Origin of the sequence: Cellulomonas sp., from assembly GCF_965229465.1 — a bacterium.
GTDB lineage: Bacteria > Actinomycetota > Actinomycetes > Actinomycetales > Cellulomonadaceae > Cellulomonas.
The window spans coordinates 4,028,867-4,055,036 of sequence record NZ_OZ245882.1; the positions used below are offsets into that span (position 1 = coordinate 4,028,867).

26 protein-coding genes are annotated in these 26,170 nt (G+C 72.9%); 18 read left to right on the top strand and 8 right to left on the bottom strand.

The genetic code is table 11. The features are described 5' to 3' along the window. Positions 1–28: 28 nt before the first annotated feature. Positions 29–1,018, bottom strand: a complete 990-nt coding sequence (locus ACO06A_RS19065) for a LacI family DNA-binding transcriptional regulator (protein WP_421733755.1) — start codon at positions 1,016–1,018, stop codon at positions 29–31. 254 nt (positions 1,019–1,272) lie between these two features. On the opposite strand from ACO06A_RS19065, the gene ACO06A_RS19070 reads away from it, so the two are divergent. Then, positions 1,273–3,921 (top strand): substrate-binding domain-containing protein, encoded by a 2,649-nt coding sequence (locus tag ACO06A_RS19070; RefSeq protein ID WP_421733756.1) that lies wholly within the window; start codon positions 1,273–1,275, stop codon positions 3,919–3,921. A gap of 53 nt (positions 3,922–3,974) precedes the next feature. Here the strand turns inward: ACO06A_RS19070 and ACO06A_RS19075 are convergent, their stop codons facing one another. Beyond that, positions 3,975–5,747 (bottom strand): DEAD/DEAH box helicase, encoded by a 1,773-nt coding sequence (locus tag ACO06A_RS19075; protein ID WP_421733757.1) that lies wholly within the window; start codon positions 5,745–5,747, stop codon positions 3,975–3,977. Between the two features lie 258 nt (positions 5,748–6,005). After that, positions 6,006–6,419: a CoA-binding protein gene (locus ACO06A_RS19080; protein ID WP_421733758.1), complete on the bottom strand. Its 414-nt coding sequence runs from the start codon at positions 6,417–6,419 to the stop codon at positions 6,006–6,008. A gap of 117 nt (positions 6,420–6,536) precedes the next feature. Between ACO06A_RS19080 and ACO06A_RS19085 the strand changes: the two genes are divergently transcribed. From ACO06A_RS19085 to ACO06A_RS19120, 8 genes are all read left to right on the top strand, one after another. After that, positions 6,537–7,121: a CDP-alcohol phosphatidyltransferase family protein gene (locus tag ACO06A_RS19085; RefSeq protein ID WP_421736101.1), complete on the top strand. Its 585-nt coding sequence runs from the start codon at positions 6,537–6,539 to the stop codon at positions 7,119–7,121. Next, a complete protein-coding gene (locus ACO06A_RS19090) occupies positions 7,118–8,062 on the top strand; it encodes a DUF881 domain-containing protein (RefSeq protein WP_421733759.1) in 945 nt (314 codons plus the stop codon). The genes ACO06A_RS19085 and ACO06A_RS19090 overlap by 4 nt, the downstream gene beginning before the upstream one ends. Further along, positions 8,059–8,391 carry a small basic family protein gene (locus tag ACO06A_RS19095; RefSeq protein WP_056094794.1) on the top strand — a complete coding sequence of 111 codons (333 nt, stop codon included), beginning with the start codon at positions 8,059–8,061 and terminating at the stop codon, positions 8,389–8,391. The genes ACO06A_RS19090 and ACO06A_RS19095 overlap by 4 nt, the downstream gene beginning before the upstream one ends. After that, complete coding sequence (locus ACO06A_RS19100; RefSeq protein ID WP_421733760.1) at positions 8,388–9,653, top strand: DUF881 domain-containing protein; 1,266 nt, start codon at positions 8,388–8,390, stop codon at positions 9,651–9,653. The genes ACO06A_RS19095 and ACO06A_RS19100 overlap by 4 nt, the downstream gene beginning before the upstream one ends. Before the next feature lie 142 nt (positions 9,654–9,795). Next, positions 9,796–10,260 (top strand): FHA domain-containing protein, encoded by a 465-nt coding sequence (locus ACO06A_RS19105; RefSeq protein WP_421733761.1) that lies wholly within the window; start codon positions 9,796–9,798, stop codon positions 10,258–10,260. A gap of 40 nt (positions 10,261–10,300) precedes the next feature. Then, positions 10,301–11,065 carry a MerR family transcriptional regulator gene (locus ACO06A_RS19110; protein ID WP_421733762.1) on the top strand — a complete coding sequence of 255 codons (765 nt, stop codon included), beginning with the start codon at positions 10,301–10,303 and terminating at the stop codon, positions 11,063–11,065. 68 nt (positions 11,066–11,133) lie between these two features. Next, positions 11,134–11,658: a bifunctional nuclease family protein gene (locus ACO06A_RS19115; protein ID WP_421733763.1), complete on the top strand. Its 525-nt coding sequence runs from the start codon at positions 11,134–11,136 to the stop codon at positions 11,656–11,658. Positions 11,659–11,807: 149 nt separating this feature from the next. Then, the gene (locus tag ACO06A_RS19120) at positions 11,808–12,401 is read left to right on the top strand and encodes a MerR family transcriptional regulator (protein ID WP_421733764.1); all 594 of its coding nucleotides are present in this window, start codon (positions 11,808–11,810) and stop codon (positions 12,399–12,401) included. A 63-nt stretch (positions 12,402–12,464) separates the two neighbouring features. Here the strand turns inward: ACO06A_RS19120 and ACO06A_RS19125 are convergent, their stop codons facing one another. Further along, complete coding sequence (locus ACO06A_RS19125) at positions 12,465–13,229, bottom strand: ParA family protein (RefSeq protein WP_421733765.1); 765 nt, start codon at positions 13,227–13,229, stop codon at positions 12,465–12,467. A 77-nt stretch (positions 13,230–13,306) separates the two neighbouring features. On the opposite strand from ACO06A_RS19125, the gene ACO06A_RS19130 reads away from it, so the two are divergent. The 8 genes from ACO06A_RS19130 to ACO06A_RS19165 all read left to right on the top strand — a co-directional run bounded on the left by ACO06A_RS19130 (position 13,307) and on the right by ACO06A_RS19165 (position 20,257). Then, positions 13,307–13,951, top strand: a complete 645-nt coding sequence (locus ACO06A_RS19130; protein ID WP_421733766.1) for an MBL fold metallo-hydrolase — start codon at positions 13,307–13,309, stop codon at positions 13,949–13,951. A 63-nt stretch (positions 13,952–14,014) separates the two neighbouring features. Then, positions 14,015–14,176 carry a hypothetical protein gene (locus ACO06A_RS19135; protein ID WP_421733767.1) on the top strand — a complete coding sequence of 54 codons (162 nt, stop codon included), beginning with the start codon at positions 14,015–14,017 and terminating at the stop codon, positions 14,174–14,176. A 35-nt stretch (positions 14,177–14,211) separates the two neighbouring features. Beyond that, positions 14,212–14,703: a GNAT family N-acetyltransferase gene (locus ACO06A_RS19140; RefSeq protein ID WP_421733768.1), complete on the top strand. Its 492-nt coding sequence runs from the start codon at positions 14,212–14,214 to the stop codon at positions 14,701–14,703. A gap of 27 nt (positions 14,704–14,730) precedes the next feature. Further along, on the top strand, positions 14,731–15,108 hold the full coding sequence (locus ACO06A_RS19145) for a hypothetical protein (RefSeq protein WP_421733769.1): 378 nt from the start codon (positions 14,731–14,733) through the stop codon (positions 15,106–15,108). Positions 15,109–15,563: 455 nt separating this feature from the next. After that, complete coding sequence (locus tag ACO06A_RS19150) at positions 15,564–15,761, top strand: hypothetical protein (RefSeq protein WP_421733770.1); 198 nt, start codon at positions 15,564–15,566, stop codon at positions 15,759–15,761. 1,130 nt (positions 15,762–16,891) lie between these two features. After that, a complete protein-coding gene (locus tag ACO06A_RS19155; protein ID WP_421733771.1) occupies positions 16,892–19,177 on the top strand; it encodes an LLM class flavin-dependent oxidoreductase in 2,286 nt (761 codons plus the stop codon). A 4-nt stretch (positions 19,178–19,181) separates the two neighbouring features. Continuing rightward, positions 19,182–19,655 carry a heme-degrading domain-containing protein gene (locus tag ACO06A_RS19160; RefSeq protein WP_421733772.1) on the top strand — a complete coding sequence of 158 codons (474 nt, stop codon included), beginning with the start codon at positions 19,182–19,184 and terminating at the stop codon, positions 19,653–19,655. A gap of 89 nt (positions 19,656–19,744) precedes the next feature. Then, the gene (locus tag ACO06A_RS19165; RefSeq protein WP_421733773.1) at positions 19,745–20,257 is read left to right on the top strand and encodes a hypothetical protein; all 513 of its coding nucleotides are present in this window, start codon (positions 19,745–19,747) and stop codon (positions 20,255–20,257) included. Between the two features lie 6 nt (positions 20,258–20,263). On the opposite strand, the gene ACO06A_RS19170 is transcribed toward ACO06A_RS19165, so the two are convergent. Next, positions 20,264–21,214 carry an aldo/keto reductase gene (locus ACO06A_RS19170; protein ID WP_421733774.1) on the bottom strand — a complete coding sequence of 317 codons (951 nt, stop codon included), beginning with the start codon at positions 21,212–21,214 and terminating at the stop codon, positions 20,264–20,266. Between the two features lie 209 nt (positions 21,215–21,423). On the opposite strand from ACO06A_RS19170, the gene ACO06A_RS19175 reads away from it, so the two are divergent. Beyond that, the gene (locus ACO06A_RS19175; RefSeq protein WP_028046368.1) at positions 21,424–21,768 is read left to right on the top strand and encodes an RNA polymerase-binding protein RbpA; all 345 of its coding nucleotides are present in this window, start codon (positions 21,424–21,426) and stop codon (positions 21,766–21,768) included. A 16-nt stretch (positions 21,769–21,784) separates the two neighbouring features. On the opposite strand, the gene ACO06A_RS19180 is transcribed toward ACO06A_RS19175, so the two are convergent. The 3 genes from ACO06A_RS19180 to ACO06A_RS19190 all read right to left on the bottom strand — a co-directional run bounded on the left by ACO06A_RS19180 (position 21,785) and on the right by ACO06A_RS19190 (position 26,149). Then, positions 21,785–22,558 carry a polyprenol monophosphomannose synthase gene (locus ACO06A_RS19180; RefSeq protein ID WP_421733775.1) on the bottom strand — a complete coding sequence of 258 codons (774 nt, stop codon included), beginning with the start codon at positions 22,556–22,558 and terminating at the stop codon, positions 21,785–21,787. Continuing rightward, complete coding sequence (gene lnt, locus ACO06A_RS19185; protein ID WP_421733776.1) at positions 22,555–24,120, bottom strand: apolipoprotein N-acyltransferase; 1,566 nt, start codon at positions 24,118–24,120, stop codon at positions 22,555–22,557. Before lnt ends, ACO06A_RS19180 begins: the two co-directional genes overlap by 4 nt. 400 nt (positions 24,121–24,520) lie before the next feature. Beyond that, positions 24,521–26,149, bottom strand: a complete 1,629-nt coding sequence (locus tag ACO06A_RS19190) for an amidohydrolase (protein ID WP_421733777.1) — start codon at positions 26,147–26,149, stop codon at positions 24,521–24,523. Positions 26,150–26,170: the final 21 nt, after the last annotated feature.

Below are 26,170 nucleotides of genomic sequence, written 5' to 3' on the forward strand. Positions count from 1 at the left end.
CCGAAATGTGACACGAATGAGAACGTTCTCACCTTGACCTCGGACCCGTGCTTCCGCGTACCGCGAGGCCGCCGATCTGGAGTGCGCGGCGGGCGCGGAGGTCCCCGTCGAGGACCGCGAGGACTGCCTCGCCGGTGGCGGTTCCGAGGTCCCGCTGGGCCGAGGGGAGGGTGGTGATCGAGGGCGTGGCGAGCCGGCACAGGGCCGAGTCGGACCCTGCGACGACGGACAGGTCCCACGGCACCGCGAGGCCGGTGCGACGCGCCACGTCGAGCGCCGCGACCGCCATCTGGTCGGAGTCGTAGACGATCGCGGTCGGCGCACGGCCTCCCGTCAGGAGCCTTCGGGTGGCCACGGCGGCCTCCTCGGCGGTGCCCCCGGTGGCCTCGTGGACGAGCATCCCGTTGGCCGCATCGAGCACTCCGGCGAGCGCGCCGAGGCGCTCGCGCGTCCGCACCAGCTCCTTCGGACCGCTCACCAGAGCCACGTGACGGTGCCCCAGCTCGAGCAGGTAGCGGCCGACGCGGCCGAACGCCTCCGCGTCGTCCAGGGTGACGGCGGCGAGGTCGACATCGCCCTGACCTGCACCGACGACCACCGCGGGCGCGCGCAGGCGCCGCAGCGCGTCGATCCGCGGGTCCTCGAGGAGCACGTCCGTGACGACCATGACGTCGAAGCGGCGCTCCGCCCACCACTCGCCGTACAACGCGACGGCGGCCTCCGGCCCGTCCACCAGCTGGAGGACGAGCGCGAGGTTCCGGGTGGCCAGGACCTCCTGGAGCGAGATCACGAACTCGAGCACGCCGGTGGCCTGGGCCACGGGTCCGGCGGCGCCCCGGTCGAAGACGAGACCGATCGCGCGCGGCCCCGTGCGCATCGACCGCGCCGCCGCGCTCGGCCGCCAGCCGAACTCGTCGGCGACGCGCAGCACGCGTTCGCGCGTCGCGGCGGAGACACCGGGTCGGCCGTTGAGCGCGTACGAGACGACCGCGATCGAGACCCCCGCGGCGCGCGCCACGTCGGTGATCGTCGGGCGTCGTGCGGGGGCCGGTGAGGGGCTGGGGGAGGACGGCCCGGACGACGGCGTCGAGGGCGACGCGGAAGTGCCGGGTGCTCCGGAGTCATATGCAGGTGTGACCACGATCACCTAGTGTGTCGCCCGATGCGGGTGAAATGCATCATCTCGGCTCCGACGACGTGGGCGAGGGATGTGGGGTCATGGGAACAGTGCGGCGAGGACCGGTCTCACCGACGGCACGACGGACGATCGGCGTGCTCTCGCCGGTGGTCGGCGGCTTCTACTTCGGAGCGTTGATCGCGGGCGTGGCCCGCGCAGCACGAGCGGCCGGACATCGCGTGGTCGCCGTGCAGACCTACCCGGCCGGGCTGGACCGGGAGCGGTACCCGGACGAGTCGATCCTCGACGCCCCGGTGGCGCTCGGCGCCGTCGACGGGCTGGTCGTGGTCGGCAAGGCGCTGCGCAGCGACCGGCTCGCGTCGGTGCAGCAGTGGGGGCTGCCGGTGGTGCTCGTCAGCGAGGAGCCGCAGTCGCCCGACGACGCTGTCGTGCTCCCGGACAACCTGGGAGGCGTGCGAGCAGCGGTCGAGCACCTGCTCGGCCACGGCCACACCGCCATCGGCTTCATCGGCTGCCTCACGCAGCGGGACATGCGCGAGCGGTTCACCGCCTACCGCGCGACCCTCGCCGAGCACGGCATCGAGCCGCCCGACGCCTGGATCTTCGAGGCGTCCGACAACCACGAGCAGGGCGGGGCCGACGCCGCCGCCCGGATGCTCGCGGCGGGCTCACCCACCACCGCGGTGATCGCGGCGACCGACCGGAACGCCATCGGCTTCCAGCGCGCCCTGCGCGCGGCCGGCCTCGTGCTGCCCCGCGACCAGGCGGTCATCGGCTTCGACCACGCCGACTCGGGCGCCCGCGTGACGCCGCGGCTGTCCACGGTCGACGCGCACTACGACCGGGTCGGCGAGACCGCGGTGTCGCTGCTGCTGTCCCGGATGCGTGGCGAGGAGGTCCCCGGGGGCGAGTACCGGGCGCCGTCGACGCTCGTCCTGCGCGAGTCCTGCGGCTGCACCGAGTCGGCGCAGTCCGCTCCGGCGGCCGGGTCGGGGACCGGGAGCCGGAGCGGCTACCAGGTGCTCCGCCAGCTGGCGGGCACGGCATTCGTCGGACCGGCCGGCGTGGGCGGTGCCCGACGCACCGGCGTGGCGCCCCGCGAGACGTGGTGGCATGCCGTCGTCGAGCCGATCGAGACCGCCGCGGAGCGCGGAGCCACCCCGGGCCCTTCCACTCTCACGCGGCTGGCTGACGTCACCGCGGCGATGCAACCGCACCCGGAGGCGCTCGAGCTGCTCGTGACCTGCCTCCGCGGGGTGGAGGCCGATGTCGTGGAAGCGCTCTCGCGACCCGAGCACGAGACCGCGGTCCGCCGTGCCGTCACCGAGGTGCTCCTCGCGGTGACCCGGGGGTGCACCCGGGCGATGCTGGCCCGCAGCGGGCAGCTGGAGCGCACGATCGTCGACCAGTACGAGGTCGACATGGACCTGCTGCGCGGGGACGGCGCCAGCCCCCGGGCGCTGGGCTGGCTGCCGCGCGGCGTGCGCGGCCACGCCTGCCTCGGGCTCTGGCTCGGGGCCGACCGGGGTCCCGGCGACCGGGAGATGGAGATCGTCGGCGTGCACGACACGTCCGGCACGCTGTCGCGGCTGGTCGGCGTCCGCACCACCGCCAGCCAGTTCCCACCGACGGCACTGACCCGGGCGGGGACGGTGGGCTCGAACGAGCTGACGTTCGTCGTACCCGTGACGTTCGGGGGCAGCGACTGGGGCCTGCTGGCGATCGACGGCACCGTGGAGACGCGCGCGACCAGCGCACGGGACAGGTTCAACCACTGGGCGGCGCTGCTGGCGGTCGCGCTCGACCAGGAGCGTCTGCTGGCCAACCTGCGCGAGCAGCGCCGGGCGCTCGAGCAGGCCGCCGCCCGCGAACGCTCTCTCGCGGACACCGTGCGCGCGAGCGAGGAGCGCTACGCCCTCGCGTCCATGGCGGCGCACGACGGGACGTGGGACTGGGACGTCTCGGCGGGCACGGTGTACTACTCGCCCCGCTGGAAGCAGACGCTCGGGTACGACGACGACGTCATCGGCGACTCGCCGGGGGAGTGGCTGGAGCGCGTGCACCCAGCCGACCGGGACGAGCTGTCGGCGTCGATCGCGTCGCAGCTGGCCGGGGCCGGGTCGCCGCTCGAGCTCGAGCACCGGGTCCGCACGTCGTCCGGCGACTACCGCTGGATGCTCTGCCGGGCCGTCACCGTGCTAGACGACGCCGGCTGCCCGGCGCGGCTGGTGGGAGCGCTGGTGGACGTCACCGAGCGCAAGGAGCAGGAGATCGCGCTCCAGCGTGACGCGCTCCGTGATCCCGAGACGGGACTGGTCAACCGGTTGCTCTTCCTCGACCGGCTCGGGGCGGCCGTGCTCCGGACCCGCAGGTCACCCGGGTACGACTGCGCCCTCGCGCTGGTCCGTGTGCTCGACGGGCCGGCCATCCCGACGCAGGGACACCCCGAGGCCGACGGGGACGCACGCCTCGACCTGCACCGCGAGCTCGTCCGGCGTCTGCGCCGACCGCTGCGGGAAGGGGACACGCCCGCGCGGATCTCCGAGGACGACTTCGTCGTGCTGCTCGACGACGTCGGGCCGGGTGGCATCCCCAGCCGTCTGTCGCTCCTGCTGGACCAGCTGCGTCAGGAGCTGGGGTCACGGGTCGCCATCGGGGTGCTCGGGAGCATCCGGGGCTTCCGCGACGTGGGCGAGGTGCTCCGCGAGGCGGACATCACCCTGCTGCGCGGCGCGTCACGGCAGGGTCGCAACGAACCCCGCCCGGGGTCGGTCCTGCGGTAGCACGACGACGCCCCCGCCTCCCGGAGAGGGAGACGGGGGCGTCGACTGTGCGATCAGCTGCGGCGGGGGGCCGGGCCGTGCGCGGGACGCGAGGCGCCGTGGCCCGGGCGCGGGCCCTGGTCGAGGCGGATGCGCAGGGGCCGTCCGGCCACCCGCGTGCGAGCGAGCCGGTCGATGACGTCCGCCGACAGGCCGTCGGGGATGTCGACCAGCGCGAAGCTGCCGAAGATGTCGATCTTGCCGACGTCCTTGCCCGTCAAGCCGCCCTCGCCGGTGAGCGCACCCACGAGCGCGCCCGGCTGGAGGCCGTCCCGGTGACCGACCGCGACGCGCCAGCGCGGTGAGCCCCCGGCGATGTGCGTGTCGGCGCGACGGCGCTCGCCACGCTCCGGACGGTCGTAGCTGCGCTCGCTGTCGCGCTCGCGACCGCCACCCGTGAGGTGGGCGCGCGAGAGGGCGTCGTCGAGGTCGTCGCCCTGGACTGCCACGGGACCCTCGTCACCGACGGAGAGGGCGGTGAGCACGGCGAGCAGCTCGAACGGGTCGACGCCGGGGTTCTGCGCCATGTGCACGGCGATGGCCTCGCGGTAGAGGTCCAGGCGGTCGAGCTCGGCGCGAGCGCCTGTCCGGGCGAGCAGCGCCTGCACGCGGTGCGCGGAGACCTCGGCGGGCGAGGGGATGTTGACCTGGAGGAGCGACTGACGCGTCGTCCGCTCGATCTGGCGCAGGCGCGACTGCTCGGCGGGCGTGACGAACGACAGCGCCTCGCCCTCGCGGCCGGCGCGGCCCGTGCGACCGATGCGGTGGACGTAGATCTCCGGCTCGCGCGGCACGTCGAAGTTGACCACGAGCCCGATCCGGTCGACGTCCAGGCCGCGGGCGGCGACGTCGGTGGCCACGAGCACGTCGAGGGCACCCGTGCGCAGGCGGTCGACGATCTTCTCGCGCTCCGTCTGGGCGACGTCGCCGGAGATGTAGGCGGCGGAGATGCCCTTCTCGATCAGCGCGCTGCCGACCTCCTCGGCCGCACCACGGGTGCGCACGAAGACGATGGCGGCGTCGGCCTCGGACACGGCGAGCACGCGGGCGAGCGCGCCGGTCTTGTGGCGGTGCGGGACCACGGCGTACGTCTGGCGGACGCTGGTCACGGTCGACGCCTGGCGCGAGACCGTGATCTCGACGGGGCGGGTGAGGTGCGCCTCGGCGACGCGACGGATCTGCGGCGGCATGGTCGCGGAGAAGAGGGCGACCTGACGCTCGCGGGGAGCGGCCGACAGCACCTTGTCGACGTCCTCGGCGAAGCCCATGCGCAGCATCTCGTCGGCCTCGTCGAGCACGAGGAAGCGGACCTGGTCCAGCTTCAGGGTGCGGCGCTCGAGGTGGTCCAGCACGCGACCGGGGGTGCCGACGACCACCTGGGCGCCGCGGGCGAGCGCGCGCTGCTGCGGCAGGAACGGCGAGCCGCCGTAGACCGCGAGCACGTTCAGGCCGGGCAGGTGGGTGGCGAACGACTGGATGGCGTCGGCCACCTGCATGGCCAGCTCGCGGGTCGGGGTCAGCACGATGGCCTGGACTGCCGGCAGGTCGTAGTCGATCGCGGCGAGCAGCGGCAGGCCGAACGCGGCGGTCTTGCCGGTGCCGGTCTGGGCGACGCCGATGATGTCGCGACCGCTCAGCAGCGCGGGCACGGCCTGCGACTGGATGGCGGAGGGGATGGTGAAGCCGAGGTCGGCGATCGCGGCCTCGAGGGCCGGCGGCAGGCCGAGGTCGGCGAACGTGGCGTCGTCGGGCAGGTCAGAGGGGTTCGAAGGCAAGGCAGAGCTCATGAAGGAGGGGAACCGATCATCGCGGGGCGGAGCCCTGAACCGTGCACCGGGACGGCGAACAGCGGGTCGCAGCCCCGGACCACCCAGCGGCAACCGCTCACGCGATGCCTAGACCACACGACGCGAGGCGGGCCCCACCGGCTGAGCGGTGGTGACGACGCCTCGAAGGGGGACGCGACGAACTCCAGATTCGTGGGCCAGTCTACCGGGCGTACGTCTCCGGCGGCAGGCGCGCCGCGGGTGACCTCGCGCACAACGTCACAGGCCGAGGCGGGGGCCCTCGATCGCCGGGCACGTGTCCATGACGACGTCCAGGCCGGCCGCCTGTGCCCGGGCCGCGGCGTCCTCGTCCACCACCCCGAGCTGGAGCCAGACCGCGCGGGCACCGACGGCGATCGCCTGGTCCACCACGGCACCGGCGAGCGAGCTGTTCACGAACACGTCGACCACGTCGACCGGCCCGTCCACCTCGGCGAGGGTGCGCACCCCCGCCGCGCCGTGCACGGTCTCGGCGCGCGGGTGCACCGGCACGATCTCGTGGCCATGGGACTGCACGTACCGGGCGACGCCGTACGCGGCGCGCGACGTGTTGGTCGACAGACCGACCACCGCCCAGCGGCCGGGAGTCGTCAGCAGGCGCGCGATCACGTCCGGGTCGTTGCGGTGGACCATGCCAGAACTCTCGCACCGGCTGACCAGGGCCGCAGCCGGGGCGCGCCGTCGTCGGAGGCGGGCCCGAAGGCCGCATAGGATCGACGCCGCCAGGACGGGACGGTGACGGGGGAGGCAGTGGCGAGCAACGACGTCGTCTCCACGCGCGTACTGACCGTGCCGAACGCCATCAGTCTCGTGCGTCTGCTCCTCGTGCCCGTGTTCGCGATGCTCATCGTCCGCGGGGAGGACGGCTGGGCGGTCGCGGTGCTCGCCGTCTCCGGAGCCAGCGACTGGCTCGACGGGGTGCTCGCCCGGCGGCTCGGGCAGGTGTCCCGGGTCGGTCAGCTGCTGGACCCCGCGGCGGACCGCCTGTTCATCATCGTGACTCTCGTCGCCCTCGCCTGGCGCGACGTCGTGCCGTGGTGGCTGCTCGGGGTGCTGGTCCTGCGCGACGTCGTGCTCGCCGTGATGCTCGTGGTCCTCGCGCGGGCGGGGTACGCGCCGCTCCAGGTGCACCTGGCGGGCAAGGCCGGCACGTTCGCGCTGCTCTACGCGTTCCCCCTGCTCCTGCTCGCGCAGTGGGACTCCTGGGTCGGCACCGTCGCCGGGGTGGCCGGGTGGGCGTGCGCCCTGTGGGGCGTCGCCCTCTACTGGTTCTCCGCGGTGGTGTACCTCACGCAGGCGCACCACCTCCTGCGTGACGACGCGGGACGCTCATGAACCCGCGGCACGGCTCCAGCGAGCCGCCGCGGAGCCTCGACGCGTCCATGACGCTGCTCACCGAGGTCTATCGACGCCCGCTCGACCCGGGGTACGCCGAGGCGACAGCCCGCCGCGCCGCCGGCACCGGCCCGCGGCGCACCTGGCGCTCGACGGCCGGGATGGTCGCGCTCGCGATGGCGCTGGGCCTGGGCGCGACCGCGGCGACGCTCGCCCTGCGGCAGCCGGCAGGTGCGGTGCTGGCCGCCCGCGAGCTGCTGGAGGCGCAGATCGAGGCCCGCAGCTCGGAGGCCGACGCGGTGCAGGCCGAGATCACCGCGATGACCGACGAGATCGCCATGCTCCAGGAGGAGCTCCTGGGCGACGAGGGGCAGTCCGTGCGGGACGAGATCGACGCGGACTCCGTGCAGTCCGGCGTGACGGCCGTGACGGGCCCGGGCCTGCGGCTCGTGTTGACGGACGCGCCGTCGGACAACCCGGACGAGGAGGACCCCGAGCTCCGGGTGCAGGACGTGGACCTCCAGGTCGTCGTCAACGGGCTGTGGGCCGCCGGCGCCGAGGCGATCGCCGTCAACGGGCAGCGGCTCACCGCGATGACAGCCATCCGGAGCGCGGGGGACGCCGTGCTCGTCGACCTCGTCGCCCTGAGCAGCCCGTACACGGTCGAGGCCGTGGGCGACGCCGTCGGCATGCAGACGGAGATGGCGCGCGCGAGTGCGGGCCAGCACCTGGCCACGCTCCGGACCACGTACGGGATCGGTGTCCAGATGACGTCGCAGAGCAGGCTCGAGCTCCCGGGCACCGGCCTGGTCACGCTCCATGGGGCCGAGGTGCCGGACGCGTCCACCGCGCCCGAGCCGGAGCCGGGTGCCGCCGGGGGTGCGCCCGAGCAGACGCTTGTGGCAGGGTCTGCGGGTCACACACGGAGGGACGGCACGTGATCGCAGTCATCGGCCTGGTCATCGGCGTCGTCGGGGGCCTGCTGCTCCAGCCGACGGTCCCCGTGGAGCTCCAGCCCTACCTCCCGATCGCCGTCGTGGCGGCCCTCGACGCCCTGTTCGGTGGCCTGCGCGCCATGCTCGACGGGATCTTCGACGATCGCGTGTTCCTCATCTCGTTCCTGTCGAACGTCGTCGTCGCGGCCCTCATCGTGTTCCTCGGCGACCAGCTCGGGGTGGGCACGCAGCTGTCGACCGCCGTCGTCGTCGTGCTCGGCATCCGGATCTTCTCCAACGCGGCCGCGATCCGCCGCCACCTGTTCAAGGCATGAGCACGACTCCGTCGCACGACGAGCGCGACGCGGGCCGGGGTCGGCGTCCTGTCGTCGAGAACACCCTGCCCCCGGTGGTACCGGAGGACGAGGAACCGAACTCGCTGCCGCCGGTGGTGCCGGACGACGACGAGCCGAACTCGCTGCCGCCGGTGGTGCCGGACGACGACGAGCCGAACACCCTGCCGCCCGTGGTGCCGGAGGGTGAGGAGCCGAACACCTTGCGGCCCGTGGTGCCCGAGGACGACGAGGCGAACACCCTGCCGCCCGTGGTGCCGGACGACGACGAGCCGGATCCGGCGAACATGTTGCCCCCGGTGGTGCCGGACGGCGGCGAGCCGGAGCGGCCGGACACCGTGGCGCCCGTGGTGCCGGAGCTCGATGCACCGGACGAGCTGCCGGCGGTGCCGGAGGGCGACGAGCCGGGTGACGTGGGCCCGGACTGGTCGTCGGACAGCCCGGGCGCGCAGGACACGTCCGTCCGTGGGGTGGTCGATGTCGAGTCGGCTGACGCACCCGAGCAGACCGACGCGGCGGAGCCGAGCGGGTGGGCGGTCCTGGGACGCGCGCTCAAGCCGCGGTCCACCCGCGCGCAGCTGGTGGCCGGCGTCCTGTGCGCGGTGCTCGGCTTCGCGCTGGTGGCGCAGGTGCGCCAGTCCGGTGAGACGGACCTCGGCGGCATGCGGCAGGACGACCTGGTCCGCATCCTCGACGAGACCACGAACCGGGGCGACGCCCTGGCCCGCGAGTCCGCCGACCTCGCGCGCGAGCGGGACGACCTGCTCTCCGGCTCCGACCGCCGCCAGGCCGCGCTCGACGCCCTGCGCCGCAGCGCCGAGACGCAGGGCATCCTCACGGGCCGCCTGCCGGCCCAGGGTCCGGGCGTGGTGGTCACGCTCACGGAGCCCGACGGCTACATCAAGCCGATCACGATGCTCAACATGCTCGAGGAGATGCGCAACGCGGGCGCGGAGGCGATCCAGCTCAACGACCAGCGGGTCACGGCGAGCAGCGCGTTCACGGGGACGGGCGGAGCGGTGGTCCTCGACAGTGTCGAGCTGACGGCGCCGTACCGCTGGACCGTGATCGGGGACCCGGACATCATCGCCCCGGCGCTCCAGATCCCCGGTGGCGCGATGGCCCAGGTGCGCAACAACGGGGGCAAGGGCACGGTCGACCGTGCGGACCTGGTCGAGGTGGACGCCATCCGCGTGGTGCCGGACCCGGTGTACGCGACCCCGGTGCCACCGCAGGGCGATTGATCCGGTTCCGCGCTGCTCCGGACCCTCGCGCGGGGCGCCACAGGGCATCGACGTGCTGCGCCGACCCGCCCGGTCCGCATAGGGTGTGGCTGACCCCGTGGGACTCCGGGCGTCGACGTGAGGGACGGGCCCGGGAGGTGGCATGAGCGGCGAGGACCCGCAGGTCGGACGCTTCGCGGGGGGACCCGACACCACGATGAGCTTCGGGGCGATCGAGCCCGTCGAGATCGAGGCGTCGGCACCCGTCGGGCTCACCCCGGACGAGGTTGCCGCGGTGCACGCGCTCCCGCCCACCTCGGCCCTGCTCGTCATGCAGCGGGGGGCCAGCGCCGGTGCGCGGTTCCTGCTCGACGCCGAGCGGACCGTGGCCGGACGGTCGACGGCCGCGGACATCTTCCTGGACGACGTCACCGTCTCCCGCAAGCACGCCGAGTTCGTCCGGGAGGGCCAGACGTTCGTCGTCCGGGACATCGGCTCGCTGAACGGGACCTACGTCAACCGCACGCGCATCGACCAGTCGGCGCTGCGCCCGGGCGACGAGGTGCAGATCGGCAAGTACCGCATGACGTTCCACCCCAGCCCGCACCGCGACGCGGCCGGCGCGTGACCGGCCGGCACCTGACGCTCGACCGGACGGGGGGCGTCGCATGACCAGCGCCCGGGCGCAGCGGGTCCAGGTGGACTCCACCCCGGCAGAGGTCGCGGCGCACGAGCCGTGGCCGCGCGGCATCTCCCGCCGCGCCTCGATGCGGATCTCCGACGTCCTCGCCGCGCTGCGCATCGAGTTCCCTGCGGTCACCACGTCCAAGCTGCGCTTCCTCGAGGAGCAGGGGCTGGTCGAGCCCGTGCGCACGGCCGCCGGCTACCGGCAGTACTCGCCGGCCGACATCGAGCGCCTGCGGTTCGTCCTGCGCCAGCAGCGCGACCGGTACATGCCGCTCAAGGTCATCGGCGACCGGCTCGCCGCCCTGGACGCGGGGGAGGAGGACGAGCCCGCACCGCGGGCGCGCCTCGCCTCGCGCGACGGCGTCAGCGAGGGCGCCGGGACGCGGTGGACCCTCGACACGCTCGCGCGCGAGTCGGGCGTGGAGGCGGCCTTCGTCGAGGACCTCGTCGCGGCGGGGGTGCTGCGGACACACGGCACGGGGTCGTTCGACCTGTGGGCACGGGAGATCGTCGTCGCGGCCGCGGCGCTCGCCGAGCACGGCATCGACCCGAGGCACCTGCGGCAGTTCCGCACGTCGGCCGACCGGCAGGCAGACCTCGTCGAGCAGGTCGTGGCACCGTGGCGCGGCCAGCGCAGCGCGTCGTCTCGGGCGCGGGCGGGCACGCTCGCAGCCGAGGTCGGCGAGCTCTGCACCCAGATGCACACGGCTCTCGTGCGCGCGGCCGTCGCCGACCTGGCCCCGTAGGCCGGCTCGCGCAGGCTTCTCGTCCACGGGGGGCGCCGGATCGGCCCCGGAGTCGTAGCGTGGGCGACATGGGTGAGGACGCCGAGCTCGTTCCGGTCGAGGTCGTCGGGGTGCGTCAGCACATGGCCGACGACGAGATCGTCGTGCTGCTCCTGGACCCGGACTCCGAGCTGCTGGTCCCTATCCTCATCGGCCCGACCGAGGCGAGCGCCATCGCGTCCGCGCAGGCGGGCATCGTGCCGCCGCGGCCGATGACGCACGACCTGCTGCGGGACGTGCTCATCGCGGTGGGCTCCGGCCTGACCCGGGTCGAGATCACCCGGCTCGAGGACGGTGTGTTCCACGCCGAGCTGGTGCTCCGGACCGGCCCGCGCGTCGACTCCCGGGCGTCGGACGCGATCGCGATGGCACTCCGGTTCGGGTGCCCGGTCCTGTGCTCCGCGGAGGTGGTCGCGGTCGCCGGTGTCGAGGTGCGGACCACGACGTCCGAGCAGGACCTCGAGCGCTTCCGCCGGTTCCTGGACCTCGTCACCCCCGAGGACTTCAGCACGGGCGCGGAGCCCGAGGACGAGGGCGGCGCGGAGGGTCGTTAGTCCCCAACCTTCGCGTTCAGGTCGAAGGTGAGACTCGCCCGTCGCGACACGCCCGGCGGGGCGTCATGGCGTCTACCCCGCCACGGGCCTAGTCTGACAAGCAGCCGGGGGAGATGTGCGCCGAACGGCGTGCGACGAGTGGAGGATTCGTGACCAGCAACGAGAGCGCCGAGAGCGTCAGCGGGGCAGTGCCGCAGCGCGCTCAGGGCATGCTGTTCGACGACGACCTCCCGGACCTCGACACCGCCACCGGCTACCGCGGCCCCACCGCGTGCCGTGCGGCCGGCATCACGTACCGCCAGCTCGACTACTGGGCGCGTACCGGCCTGGTCGAGCCGTCCATCCGTCCGGCCACCGGGTCGGGTACGCAGAGGCTCTACAGCTTCCGCGACATCCTCGTCCTCAAGGTGGTCAAGCGCCTGCTGGACACCGGCGTCTCGCTCCAGCAGATCCGTACCGCGGTCAGCCACCTGCGCGAGCGCGGCGTGGACGACCTCGCGCAGATCACGCTCATGTCGGACGGGGCGAGCGTCTACGAGTGCACGTCCGCGGACGAGGTCATCGACCTGGTGCAGGGCGGTCAGGGAGTCTTCGGCATCGCCGTCGGCCGGGTGTGGCGCGAGGTCGAGGGAACCCTCGCCGCGCTGCCGACCGAGCGTGCGGACGAGGACGAGGAGCTCGTTGCGGCACCGTCGGCCCAGGACGAGCTGGCGCTGCGCCGGCAGGCCCGCACCGCCGGCTGACACCACGCACGATCGACGAGCGGCTGCCCGGTGGGCGGCCGCTCGTGTCGTGTGGGCCGTCCGTCAGTGGCGGGGAGCGCGCAGCGCGCGGTCGAGCAGGGCGTCGAAGGTGCGCCCCAGCTCGGCGGCCGCGGCACCGGGCCACGCGTGCACGGGCTGCGCGGCGCCCTGGGCCTGCTGGAGCGCCGCGCGCTCGGGGACCGGGGGAGTGAGGACCAGGGGACCGTAGAGCGTCTGGAGCTCCTCCAGCCGGAACGCCTGCTCGATCGAGCGGGCACGGACCCTGTTGACGATGATGCCGAGCGGCTGGAGGGCGGGCGCTGGACCGCGGCGCAGCTCGTCGATGGTGCGCATGGCCCGCCCGACCGCCATCACGGCGAAGAGGCCGGGCTCGGTGACGACCAGGGCCCGGTCGCACGCCGCCAGGCCGGTGCGCGTCAGCCCTCCGAGGGACGGCGGGCAGTCGATGAGCACCAGGTCGTAGCCGTGCACCCACGACAGCGCGTAGCGGAGCCGGTCGAGCTCGTCGCCCTCGAGCCGGTCGTGCACTGCCGAGCGCTCCGACCCGGCGAGCACGTCCAGGCCGTCGTCGGCCCACGAGGACAGCACGGTCGCCTTGGCCATGGTCGACTCGTTGGGCTCGTCCAGGACGGCGGCGACGTCTCCGCCCTGCGGACGCGCACCGAGGGCCATCGTGCTGTCACCCTGCGGGTCCAGGTCGATGACCAGCGTGCGCAGTCCGCGTTCCAGGGCCGCCGACGCCAGACCGAGGGTGATCGACGTCTTGCCCACGCCACCCTTGAGACTGCACACCCCGAGCACCAGCACGTCCGCAACCGTAGCCGGGGCGACCGTCCCGGGCGAAACGGCGCGCGCGTTCGCCCTGGTCAGGACAGACTGGCCGGATGAGCATCCGCCTGACCCGCTGGGGACACGCCTGCATCCGCCTCGACCGCGGCACGGATCGCCTGGTCATCGACCCCGGCGTCTTCTCCGACCTGCCCGGTGCACTGGACGGCGTCTCCGCCGTCCTGATCACGCACGAGCACCCTGACCACGTCGCTACCGAGCCGGTCGTCGAGGCCGTGCAGGGAGGCGTGCAGGTGTGGGCGCCGCCGTCCGTGGTCGACGTGCTGGTGGAGGCGGGCGCGCCCGCGGACCGGGTGCACACGGTGCGCGGCGGCGACACGGTCACGGCTGGCGGGTTCGACGTCGCGGTGCTGGGGGAGTGGCACGCCCTGGTCCACCCGGACGTGCCGCGGGTGCACAACGTGGGCTACCTGGTCGCCGGTGTGCTGCATCCGGGTGACGCGTACATCGATCCGGCCGGAGCGCACGTGGACGTCCTGTGCGCCCCGCTCGGGGCACCGTGGCTGAAGCTGGGAGAGGTGGTCGACTACGTGCGGCACATCCAGCCCGCGCGGCTCGTTGTGGTCCACGACGCCCTGCTCAGCGCGATCGGGCAGGGGATGGCCATCGGGCTGCTCGAGCGGCTGGGCGGCGCGGGGGAGCCGATCGCGCTCGACCCGGGCGAGGGCGTCGACCTCTGACCGTCCTCGGCTTTCGCCGGCCGCCCACCCCCCGTACGTTGAGTGCGTCGGAAGGCGATCATCGTGACGGAGTCCGCGGGGCACGAGGTGCCCGAGCTCGAGTACGACGAATCGGTGCCGCCCCGCCCGGAGGAGGAGATCGCCGACGCCGCCCGGTCGGTCCCTGATCGCGCGGGCCACGGCGGCACGCCGGCCGACCAGACCACGGCGCGCGAGCTGCCCTGATCTGTGCCTCGTCCCGGATGAGGCATCCTGAGGACGTGGATATCCAGCAGGTGGGGGAGAACGACTGGACAGTTGTCCGGGACGTCCGTCTCCGAGCTCTCCGTGAGGACCCCGACGTCTTCGGCGCGTCCCTGGCGCGCGAGGAACGGTTCGTCGAGTCGCACTGGCGGATGCGGCTTCGCACGTCGACGACCTGGATCGCCGTGGACGACGAAGGCGTCGGCCGGGGGATCGTCACCATGATCCTGGAGCCAGGGTCGCCGGACGACGACCGGCACATCGTGTCCCTGTGGGTGGCACCCGAGTCCCGCCGCCAGGGCGTCGGGTGGTTGCTCCTGGACACCGTCCGGCGCGCCGCGACGCTGGAGAACGCGCGCACGGTGTCGCTGTGGCTCGTGGACGGCAACCACGCCGCCGGCGACCTGTCCGTGCGCGCCGGCTTCACGCGCACCGGCGAACGTCAGGTCGTACCGCGGGACCCGTCGCTGACGGAGGAGCGGTACGTGCTGGAACTCCGGAGCGCGTGAGAGGTGTCGGTAAGGGAGGAGCGTCAGTTGCCAATCCCTTCCGCTGATCGAGACGGCATCGACTTCGCGGACCGCGTCTTCCATCTGGAGGTTCTGAAGGGTGGCATGAACCGGTTGCTGTTCCGCTCCAACCGAAGTTCGGTGTTCGCATCTCGGGTGGAGATCTTGTTTATGAACGTCCAGTACGTGGCTCTCGGGACGTCCCTGGAAGGCATAGTTGTCCGGGATTTCGGCGCTGCTGAGGACTGGAACGATCGTGTGTGGCGCATCGGCCAGCGAGATGAACTTCGTGTGTATGTCGTTACATCCGCCAGCGGTGAGGGTCGCGTTGTCGCTGGTTCCGTGACTGTCGACGAGTCCGATGCTGGTCCTAGCGACTCCAGTCGGTTCTTCATGATGGATTGAGGCTCTGCGTGACTCGGTAGATCTTCATCTTGCCGTCGGCGTTGGCCGGTCCAGCTGGCGTCGGAGGCGAGTGTTTAAGACGGGTTTTGGTGAAGAGGGCGTCGATCAAGGCCGACTTCGGGGTCACCAGGAACTACAACCGCGAACGACGAGGCCGAGCGTGCCGCACTGCGGGTGGGTGAACGAGCAGACGAGGCAGCGACAGGGCCAGCGCCCCGCCTCCGGCGTCGCCAGCCGTAGACGGCGCTGGGCAGGCTCTATGCGCGGACGTCGACGAACATGCCCTCCGGCGGAAGCGCCTAGGGCAGCGGCCCACCGTTCGTGCAGGCGTTCTGCTAGCCCTTCGCACGGCCGAACGGTCCGGAGTCCGCGCTAAACAGCACGGCCATGGGGTGGTCGGCGTGGTCGCGCCACCACGCTCATGCCGGTGCTCGGGTCCAGGCGCAGCTGCTCCCATGAACGCCGTCCGCCGCGCCGCGGTCGCCGACGACGCCCGGACCGTCTCGCTCTGGCTGCTCGACGGCAACCACGTCGCTGGCGACCTGTACGTGTGCGCCGGCTTCACGCGCACCGGTGAGCGGCAGGTGCTGCCGCGCGACGCGTCGCAGACCGAGCGGTACGCGCTGACCCTCCGAGCCGTCCCGGCGTCCTGAGCACAGCGGGGAGGCCCTCTCGCTGTGACTCCAACGGCATACTGTCATAATGTGCATTATCGGCGTCGGAGACAGGACGAGTTCAACTAGACGAGAGGACTCGTCTCACCGCTCCATCGGAACGTCTTCGCACGTCACGGCCCCGAACGCGCCCAGGACGTCGAGCTCGCTCCCAGCGCGCACGGCGAAGCCGTCACAGCGTGCCTCGGCGGCGTCTAGGCGCTCGAAAGGAGCTGTAGCACCTGGGCCACCTCGATCTCGTTCGGGTCGTTGACGGAGATCGAATCCGAGCGATCCGGCTTGAAGATCGATCGGTTCGCCGGCGCGCGTCCGCTGCCGTCCACGTGGGTCCGGCCGTTAGCCGGGATACCTCCCGACCCACGTGGAAAATCGTGAGATGCGCCATTCACTACGCGAATAGTGCGCGTGAGAATCAGTCTTCGATTCGAGACGGCGCGAACATGATGTTCGTGCCCTGGGGCATCGAGCTTCCTGGTCGCTTGGTTGTTGAGGTTATCGTGACAGCAAATTGCACCGTGCCGATCCGGCCGGCGGCCATGCAATCGGCGTACGAGGATGGTCCGCTTGTCACGGACGAGCATGTGACGCCGTCGTCAGCGACATGAAGCCCAAAAGCTTCTAGCAGCGAGCGGGCGCCGATATCCAGCGGTCCGTCGATAGCTGCGTCGCTCGTGAAGCACTCCGAGTCTTGGACGGTGCAGCTGCTGCTGCGCACATATCCTGGAGGCGGCGTCAATTCCGATACGGCCGCTCCGACTGTCCCCGCATCATTGGGGGTGATGGGCCTGTCGCTAGAAGCACAGCCCGCCACGGACAGCGTTGCCAGTGTCAACAACGCGAACAACCGCCTGTGCCTCAACGCGCAGCCTCTTCCTCGATTCCGCCTCACATCGGCACCCAGGCGCCGACAGTTGAGTGCTCCAGACAATAGATTCGGCTCGCTCGGTCACCTCACCTGCGGACCACGATGATCGCGCCGACACGTGTCCACTGGGTCGTGTACGCACACCCACTCGCACCTCACGAGCACGCACCGATAGCAGTTGACATGCACGCGTGGCAGCCCGCTGCTCTATAGTTGAAGCATCAATCACTAGGGAGATGCTTCGATGCCCGATTACGGCCACGAGCTCGTCTTCGGCTCGTTCCTGACGCCCACCGCCAAGGACCCGCAGCAGGCCGTCGCGCTCGCGCAGCTGTCCGAGCGGTCCGGGCTCGACCTGGTGACGTTCCAGGACCACCCGTACCAGCCGGCGTTCCTCGACACCTGGACGCTGCTGTCCTGGGTGGCCGCGTCCACCGAGCGTGTCCATGTCGCCGGGAACGTGCTGAACCTGCCGCTGCGGCCACCGGCCGTCCTGGCGCGCGCCGCGGCGAGTCTCGACCTGCTGTCCGGCGGCCGGTTCGCGCTGGGGCTCGGATCCGGGGCGTTCTGGGACGCGATCGTGGCGATGGGCGTGCCGCGGCTGACGCCGGGCCAGGGCGTGGACGCGCTGGACGAGGCGATCGACATCATCCGGGGCATCTGGGACACCGACGAGCGCGCACCGCTGCGGGTGCACGGGACGCACCACCGTGTCGACGGGGCCAAGCGGGGTCCCTCGCCGGTGCACGACGTCCCGATCTGGCTCGGCGCGTACAAGCCGCGGATGCTCGGGCTCGTCGGACGCAAGGCCGACGGGTGGCTGCCGAGCCTCGGGTACCTGAAGCCGGGTGACCTCGCGGCGGGCAACGCGCGCATCGACGACGCCGCTGCCGCCGCGGGCCGTGACCCCCGTGAGATCCGCCGGCTGCTGAACCTCGGCGGCGGCTCGTTCCAGGGCTCCGGCTTCCTCCAGGGGCCGCCCGACCGGTGGGTCGACGACCTGCTCCCCCTGGTCCTCGAGGACGGGATCGGCACCTTCATCCTGGGCGCCGACGACCCGAGCACGATCGCGGTGTTCGGCGAGGAGGTCGCACCCGCGCTGCGGGCCGCCGCCTCGGACGGGCGTGCCGCAGCGGGCACCGCCACCGGTGCCGTCCGGCCCGTGGTCGCGCTGGCCAAGCGGCGGGCAGGGATCGACTACGACGGCCTGCCCGCGACCCTCGTCGCGACCGCGGTGGAGCCCGGCGACCGCGAGTACGCGCGCGTGCGGTCGTCCTACGTCTACTCCGGCTCCCCCGGGCTCGTCCTGCGGCCGCACACCCCCGAGCAGGTCAGCGAGGCGCTGCTGTTCGCCAGGGAGCAGGACGTGCCGTTCGCCGTGCGCAGCGGTGGGCACGGGATCAGCGGCCGGTCGACGAACGACGGCGGCATCGTCATCGACCTCGGTGCGCTCGACACGGTCGAGGTGCTCGACCGCCAGCAGCGCCTCGTGCGGCTCGGCGCGGGAGCGCGGTGGGGCGACGTCGCCGCGGTGCTCTCCCCCGACGGTCTCGCCATCAGCTCCGGCGACTACGGCGACGTGGGGGTCGGCGGGCTGGTCACGGCGGGCGGACAGGGCTTCCTCTCCCGCTCCTACGGCCTGACCCTGGACCACGTGGTCGCCGCCGAGCTGGTCCTGGCCGACGGTCGCCTGGTCCGGACCGACGATGAGCACGAGCCGGAGCTGCTCTGGGCGGTGCGCGGCGCCGGGGCGAACTTCGGCATCCTCACCGCGGTCGAGATCGAGGCCGCGGAGGTGGGCAACGTCGTCTACGCCACGATCGTGTACGACGCCTCGGACACCGCGGCGTTCGTCGAGGCGTGGGCCGATCTCGTGGAGTCCTCGCCGCGGGAGCTCACCAGCTTCCTCACCCTCGTGCCCGCCCGCGCGCAGAACCCCGCGGTCGGCTACGCGATCATCGTGTGGGCGAACGACGACACGGGCGCGGCAATCGGGGCGCTCGAGCAGTTCCTCGACCTGGCGCCCGTGCTCCAGCAGCAGGCGCAGCTCGTGCCGTACGCCGCCACCGTGTCCGCGCCGCACGGCGAGCACACCGGCGGAGCAGACTCCGCGGCGCGCGGCGGGCTGGTCGAGCACGTGACCCCGGAGCTCGCCGTGCTGCTGGGCGAGCTGGTTGCGGCGGGTGACGCCGACATGGTGCAGCTGCGGGCCGTCGGCGGCGCCGTCAACGACCTCGACCCGGCGGCCACGGCGTACGCGCACCGGACGCAGAACTTCTCCCTGCTCGCGTCCGCCCGCGGCAGCCGGCGCGCGCAGATCGACGCCTGGTGGGACCGTCTCGCACCGCACCTGCGCGGCGTGTACCTGAGCTTCGAGACGAACCAGTCCCCCGCCCGCGTGTCCGAGGCGTTCCCGCCCGAGACGCTCGCCCGGATCGGCCGCCTCAAGGCGCTGTACGACCCCGAACACGTGTTCGACGGCAACTTCGGGGTCGCTCCCCTGCCGTCCGAGGCGCCCGTGCCACGATGACGGCATGAGCACTGACGACATCGCCGGCACGGTCGCCCACGTCGAGCAGCAGGAGCACGACCTCGTGTTCAGCACGTTCACCCACGACGACGCGTGGCGCTTGGGCTGCCTGCTCGTCGAGCTGGCGCAGGAGCGCGACCTGCCCGTCACCGTCGACATCCGCCGCGGCACCCAGCAGCTGTTCCACGCGGCGCGGCCGGGAACCACGCCCGACAACGACAGCTGGATCGAGCGCAAGGTCCGGGTGGTCGAGCGGTTCGGGGCGTCGTCGTACCTCGTCGGGCTGCGCGCAGCGGCCAAGGGCACCACGTTCGCGGCTCAGCACGACCTCCCGCTCCAGCAGTTCGCCGCCCACGGCGGGGCCTTCCCGGTCCGTGTTCGTGACGTCGGCATCGTCGGCGTGGTGACCGTCTCCGGGCTGCCGCAGGCCGACGACCACGCGCTCGTCGTCGAGGCCGTGGCCGCGCACCTCGCCTGAACCGCCCCCAGCCCCGCCCACGGCGGGCTCGTCCACGAGCCGGTGCGGCCGCGCGCCGGTGACTGGCTGGCCCTCCCAGGATCGGCCGCATGACGCAGCGCGAGGACCACGGGTGGTTCGACGAGGACTGGGACGACGACCCCGACGACCAGTGGGCCGAGGTGCCGTGGGTGCTCGACGTGGACGGCCCCGACGACGACCTCCCGGGACCCCCGGGTGCGGCCCTGCGATCCGGCGCCGACGCGCTGGCCGTGCTCCTCGACCTGGTCGGACCGGAGCGCGCCGGGCCGCCCGCGCTCTGGTTCGTCCTGCTCGACCCCGACGACCGCACGATCCCCGTCGTCCTGCCGATCACGGACGTGCCGTTGCGCGCCGACCCCGCGGTCGCGCGCCGGCTCGTCGCGGTGCTCGACTCGGTGCTCGCGTCCGACGCGCCCGGCGGATCGGTCGTCGTGGGGCTCGTCCGCGCGGCGGGCGGGGACCGGGGGGCGTTCGAGGCCTCGTGGGTCCCGGCGCTGCGGGAGGCCGCCGACGACGCCGGAGTCCGGCTGTGGGCGGTCGCCGCGATCGGTCAGAGCAGGGCGCGGGTGCTCGAGTGGTGACGCGGGTCAGGCCGCGGGGCCCGGGGCAGCCTCGTCGATCGCGGCCAGCTGCTCGAGCGTCGGCTCCCACGCGATCGCCGCGACGTTGGCGCGCAGCTGCTCGGGCGTGCGCGCGCCGGCGATGATCGTCGCCACGGCCGGCTGGGCGGCAAGGCCACCGAGCGCGAGCGTCGGCAGGTCGATCCCCCAGTCGCGCGCCAGCGCCTCGAGCGCCTCGATCCGGTCGAAGTCGGCGCGGGCCAGCCGCTCGGGCATCTGCGTCAGCCGGGACCCCTGCGGTGCGGACTGTCCGCGCCGGTACTTGCCCGTGAGCAGACCCGACGCCAGCGGCACGTACGGGATCAGGCCGACGCCCACCTGCTCGGCGGCGGGTACCAGCTCGGCCTCGGCGGAGCGGTCCAGCAGGTTGTACCGGTTCTGCGCTGAGACGAAGCGGGTCGCGCCGGCGGTCCGAGCGCTCCAGTCGGCGTCGACCACCTGCCAGGCCGCGAAGTTCGACGAGCCGATGTAGCGGACCTTGCCCTCGACCACCAGCTCGTGCAGGGCGGCGAGCGTCTCCTCGATCGGCGTCACGGGGTCGGGGGCGTGCAGCTGGAACAGGTCGAGGTGGTCGGTCCGCAGCCGCGCCAAGGATCCTTCGACCGCCCGTCGCACATACCGCCTCGACCCGCGCGCTCCCTCGTCCGGCCCGTTCAGCCCGCGGGCGTCCAGGCCGAACTTGGTCGCGAGGACGACGTCGTCCCGGTGGCCGGCGAGCGCCTCCCCGAGCAGCTGCTCGCTCTGGCCCGGGGTGCCGCCGTACACGTCCGCCGTGTCGAAGAACGTGATCCCGGCGTCGAGCGCCGCTGCCACCAGGGCGGGGACGTCCTGCGGCGCGAGCGTCGCCCCGAACGTGTTGCAGCCCAGACCGGCCACCGAGACGACGAGACCAGCGTCACCCAGCTGTCGAAAGGACATATGCGCGTTCGTGCGGGAGGCTGGAGGGGTAGTCACGGGCAGCGGGGCCGAGGAATTGCTCACTCGGGCAACCCTAAGCCTCTCCCCCGCACACCACCCGCGTTCACGAGACCTTCACGTCCTCCTGGAACACTGGAGGGGCGCCCGCCGTTGACACCGGTGGAAGTTCTCACTCTCGACGGCCGTTCAACGGCACGGAGGTTCCCCAGATGGCAAACCGGTCCCTGCGCGGCATGCGCATCGGGTCCCACAGCATGGAGACGGAAGACGGCGTCGAGTTCGCCCCCCGCCTCCAGGCTCACTACGACTGCCCCAACGGGCACACCATCATCCTGCCGTTCTCGGTCGAGGCCGACGTCCCGGTGGTGTGGGAGTGCCGTTGCGGTGAGGAAGCACTGCTCCGTGACGCGTCGCGGCCCGAGGTGAAGGCCGGCAAGCCGCCGCGCACCCACTGGGACATGCTGCTGGAGCGCCGCACGGTCGGTGAGCTCCAGGAGCTGCTCGACGAGCGCCTGGACCTGCTCCGCTCGGGCAAGCTGCGCCGCAGCGCCTGACAGTCCTGCGAGGCGATCAGCCTCGAGAACGACGGAACGCTCCCGCCACCCGGCGGGAGCGTTCTGCTATCCCCCACCGGGTCACGTTGACCAGCGCCTCGACGACGATCGCGCGGCTCATCTTGGACCGGCCGAGCTCGCGCTCGACGAACGTGATGGGCACCTCGACCACCCGGGCGCCGGAGCGGACGGCGCGCCAGGCCATGTCGACCTGGAAGCAGTACCCCTGCGACGCGACGTCCTGCAGGGTCAGCTCGCTCAGGAGCGAGGCGCGGTAGGCGCGGAAGCCGCCGGTCGCGTCGTAGAGGGGGATGCCGAGCGCGAGGCGGGTGTACGTGTTCGCCCCGCGGGAGAGCAGGAGCCGGTTCATCGGCCAGTTCTGGACGCTCCCGCCCGGGACCCACCGGGAGCCGAGCACCAGGTCTGCGTGGTCGATCGCGCTGAGCAGCCGCGGCAGGTCCTCCGCGCGGTGCGAGCCGTCGGCGTCCATCTCCACCACGACGTCGTAGCCGCGGTCCAGGGCCCAGCGGAACCCGGCGACGTACGCGGTGCCCAGGCCGAGCTTGCCGGCCCGGTGCAGGACGTGGATGCGCTCCGTGCCCTCCAGCGACGCCTCGGTCTCCGCGATCTTCTCCGCCAGCTCGCCCGTGCCGTCGGGCGACCCGTCGTCGACCACGAGGACGTCGGCGTGCGGGACGTGCGTGCGCAGGCGGTCCAGCGCGCCCGGCAGGTTCTCGCGCTCGTCGTACGTCGGGACGACGACGAGCACCCGCTGCGGGGTCTCGGTCATGCGGCAGTCTCGATCCGGTCGGAGCGACGCACCCGGTGCGCCCCGGCTGCACCGGCGAGCACCACGCACACCGCGAGGGCGTCGATGATCCATGCGGGCCACGAGCCCAGCCTCGTCGCGGGGGTCAGCGTGTCGCGCAGAGGAAGGGTAGCCACCATCTGCTCCGCGGTGAAGAGGCCGGTCTGCTGGCTGACCACCCCGTTGGGCTCGATGACCGCGCTGACGCCCACCGTGGAGATCTGCACGGTGGCGCGGCCGTGCTCGATGGCGCGGATGCGGGACATCGCGAGCTGCTGCGTCGACTCGTCGGACACACCGAAGGAGGCGTTGTTCGTCTGCACGACGAGCACCTCTCCCCCGGCCCGCACGGCGCCGCGCACGATGCCGTCGTACGCCACCTCGAAGCAGATGACGTCGCCGATGCCGACGGTCCGCCCGAGGCGCTCGGAGTCGAGCGGGATGTAGCCCGGCTTGTCCCCCGGCAGCATGTCGCGGGTCACCAGGTCGACCGCGGAGGAGAACGGCCGGACCAGCGAGCGCATCGGGATGTACTCCGCGAACGGCGCCGGGTGCTGCTTGGTGTACGTCGCGGTGACGCCGACTCCCGGCTCCCACAGGACCGCGGTGTTGTACCGGCCGCCGCTGGGCGGGTACTCGACGGTGCCGACGAGCATCGGCGCGCCCACCGCCTGCGCCGCGCCGTCGATGAGTCCCGCCGCCGTCTGGTCGACCTGGGGGTCGATGTCCGTGCCGTTCTCCGGCCAGAGGACGAGATCGAGCTCTCCGGGCTCCACCTGGTCCAGCAGGGCCATCGTGCCGGCCACGTGGTTGTCCAGCACCGCCTGGCGCTGGCCGAACGCGTCGAGCCCGGTACCGGGGACGTTGCCCTGCACGGCGCCGACGCGCAGGCCGCCGGTCTGCGCCTGGGTGTCGAGCGGGATCAGCAGCCCGACGACCAAGAACGCCACCACGACGGCCGTCGCGACCACCAGCCGGCCGATCTCCAGCCGACGCGCGGCGAGCAGGATGCGCGCGAGCAGCACCCCGACGGCCACGACCGCTCCGGTCAGCAGCGGTGTGCCTCCGAGCGACGCGAGTGCCGCGAGGGGCGAGTCCGCCTGCGAGAACGCCAGACGTCCCCAGGGGAAGCCGCCGAACGGCCACGCCGCGGCGAGCTCCTCCATGGCCACGAACAGGATCGTGAACACCGTCACCTGGAGCCCGACGCTGCGCCACACGGAGTTGCCCCGCCGCGCCCAGCTCCACGCGGCACCGAACAGGGCGACGAAGGACGCCTCCAGCGTGCTCAGGGCGATCCACGGCACCTGTCCGACTGCCTCGTCCGCCCACGTGATCAGCGGGAGGAAGAAGGCGAGCCCCCAGGCGAGTCCGACCAGCGCGTTCCAGCGCGCGCTGTCCCGGCGCAGCGCCAGGTACAGGAGCGCGATCCCGACGGAGGCCGTGCCCCACCAGCCGGGCTCCGGGAACGCGAGCCGGGTCAGGACGCCACCCGCGAGAGCGAGGACGAGAGTCCACCAGCGGGCGGGTTCACGGGCGGACACCCCTGGAGGGTACGTCAGCGGACTGAGGCTCCGGCGACGAGGTCCGACCGACCGGCCCGCGTGTCCTTCGTACCGGTCGGCGTGCAGAAGCACGGACCGTTGTCTACTGAACACGCGGGCCCGGTCGGAGCCCTACCCCCTACCGCGGCCCTCAGGCACGAATCCGACGTCGTCGTCGTGGGCATGTCGCCGCGGTGGATCTCCTGAGGAACCTATCGAGATCCACAGAGGTGTCAAGGCGGCGTCGGTGCAGGTGGGAGCCGTTCGCGCAGGTCACCCGCGCACCATCGGTCCCGTCTGTACGGTTCGAATCGGCGTGTCGCTGCGCGTGTCGGCGGATCGGGTCGAAGCGGGCGGATCCGGTCGCCCGTCGGAGGGCCGGAATTCACCCGGTCGGACGTCAGAGCGCGTCGTGCAGGACGACGCCGTCGCGGACCGTGCGCAGGCACACCGGCGGCGGCGCGTCGGGGCCGAGGTCCGGCAGGAGCGGGATGCCCGCCCGCGCGTCGGCGCTCCAGGACGAGAACCGACCCTCCGCGGACTGCACGGTCAGGTGCTCGGCGCGCCAGACCGCGAGGTGTGCCGGTGAGCCCACCCGCAGCTCCCCGGCCCCCGTGTGGTCGAGCCCGGCGACCCTCCAGCCGCCACGCGTCGACGCCCGGAAGGCAGCCCGCGCGGAGATCCGCTGGTCGGCCGCGTGGTGCTGCACCGCGGCGCGGACACCCGCCCACGGGTCCACGGGTGTCACCGGCGAGTCCGACCCGAATGCGAGCGGCACGCCGGCCGCGGCCAGGTCCGCCAGCGGGTTGAGCGCAGCCGCCCGGCCCGCGCCGAGCCGGGTGGCGTACATGCCGTCGGGCCCGCCCCACGCGGCGTCGAACGCGGGCTGCATGCTGAGGCGGAACCCCAGCAGGACGAGCGTGGCGAGCGTGGGGGCGTCGACCATCTCGGCGTGCTCGAGCCGGTGGCCCATCCGCGCCAGGGCGTCGGGACCCTCCACGTCGACGGCGGCCCGCAGGCCCAGCAGGAGCTCGTCCATGGCGCGGTCGCCGATGATGTGGAAGCCGCCCTGCACCCCGGCGCGCGTCACGGCGGTCAGGTGGTTGCAGATCTGCTCGGCGCTCAGGTAGAGCACGCCGGAGGTGTTCGGGGCGTCCGCGTACGGTGCGCGCACGGCGGCCGTGTGCGAGCCCAGGGACCCGTCCACGTTGAGGTCACCGCCGATCCCGGTGAGGCCGGGGATCGCCGCGAGGATCTCGCGCGCGTCGTCGACCGTCACGCACTGCTCGCCGCGGTACGCGACCAGGTGCGGCAACCCGTCCCGCGCGTCGGCCGTCAGCTCCAGGAGCTCGACCAGCCCGGCCCTGGTGTCGATGGAGGGGGCCGAGTGCTCGTGCACGGAGACGACCCCCCGGGCGGCGGCGTGCTCCAGGGCGCGTCGGTACAGGGCGGTGCGACGCTCCGGGCCGACGTCGCGCGCAGCGCCGCGCGCGGCGTGATGGGCGTCCCGCTCGACGCGCCCGTCGAAGCTCCAGCCGGGGAGCAGGTCGAGCCCGGCGCCGCGCGAGAGCGCGGTCGAGACGACGGCCGAGTGCACGTCCACGCGGGCGAGGTACACGGGCGCGCCGCCGCCGGCCGCGTCGAGCTCCTCCCGGGTGGGCGGGCGTCCCTCGGGCCAGCGCAGCTCGTCCCAGCCGAAGCCGAGCACGGGATCGGTGCCGGAGCGGTCCTGGGCGGCGCGGTGGACGGCGTCCAGGGCGTCGGCCAGCGAGTGCACGCCGCCCTCGGGCGACAGGTCGATGCTCTCCAGTGCGAGCCCCGTCTCGAGCACGTGGACGTGCGCGTCGACGAACCCGGGAGCGACGAGCGCGCCGTCGAGGTCGACCACCTCGTCGGCTCGGGACATCAGGCCGTCGGCGGTGTCGTCCGCGCCGAGCCAGACGACGGTGCCGTCGTCGACCAGGATCGCCTCGGCGAAGGGGTCGGCTGCGGTGTGCACCACGCCGTGTCGGTAGAGGGTCGAGCTCACAGGGGCACACGATAGGGCAGG

Coding starts and splice junctions, on each gene's coding strand:
- ACO06A_RS19075 (WP_421733757.1), bottom strand. CDS start 5,747: ATGAGCTCTGCCTTGCCTTCGAACCCCTCTGACCTGCCCGACGACGCC.
- ACO06A_RS19080 (WP_421733758.1), bottom strand. CDS start 6,419: ATGGTCCACCGCAACGACCCGGACGTGATCGCGCGCCTGCTGACGACT.
- ACO06A_RS19090 (WP_421733759.1), top strand. CDS start 7,118: ATGAACCCGCGGCACGGCTCCAGCGAGCCGCCGCGGAGCCTCGACGCG.
- ACO06A_RS19100 (WP_421733760.1), top strand. CDS start 8,388: ATGAGCACGACTCCGTCGCACGACGAGCGCGACGCGGGCCGGGGTCGG.
- ACO06A_RS19105 (WP_421733761.1), top strand. CDS start 9,796: ATGAGCGGCGAGGACCCGCAGGTCGGACGCTTCGCGGGGGGACCCGAC.
- ACO06A_RS19110 (WP_421733762.1), top strand. CDS start 10,301: ATGACCAGCGCCCGGGCGCAGCGGGTCCAGGTGGACTCCACCCCGGCA.
- ACO06A_RS19115 (WP_421733763.1), top strand. CDS start 11,134: ATGGGTGAGGACGCCGAGCTCGTTCCGGTCGAGGTCGTCGGGGTGCGT.
- ACO06A_RS19130 (WP_421733766.1), top strand. CDS start 13,307: ATGAGCATCCGCCTGACCCGCTGGGGACACGCCTGCATCCGCCTCGAC.
- ACO06A_RS19150 (WP_421733770.1), top strand. CDS start 15,564: ATGAACGCCGTCCGCCGCGCCGCGGTCGCCGACGACGCCCGGACCGTC.
- ACO06A_RS19155 (WP_421733771.1), top strand. CDS start 16,892: ATGCCCGATTACGGCCACGAGCTCGTCTTCGGCTCGTTCCTGACGCCC.
- ACO06A_RS19160 (WP_421733772.1), top strand. CDS start 19,182: ATGAGCACTGACGACATCGCCGGCACGGTCGCCCACGTCGAGCAGCAG.
- ACO06A_RS19165 (WP_421733773.1), top strand. CDS start 19,745: ATGACGCAGCGCGAGGACCACGGGTGGTTCGACGAGGACTGGGACGAC.
- ACO06A_RS19170 (WP_421733774.1), bottom strand. CDS start 21,214: ATGTCCTTTCGACAGCTGGGTGACGCTGGTCTCGTCGTCTCGGTGGCC.
- ACO06A_RS19175 (WP_028046368.1), top strand. CDS start 21,424: ATGGCAAACCGGTCCCTGCGCGGCATGCGCATCGGGTCCCACAGCATG.
- ACO06A_RS19180 (WP_421733775.1), bottom strand. CDS start 22,558: ATGACCGAGACCCCGCAGCGGGTGCTCGTCGTCGTCCCGACGTACGAC.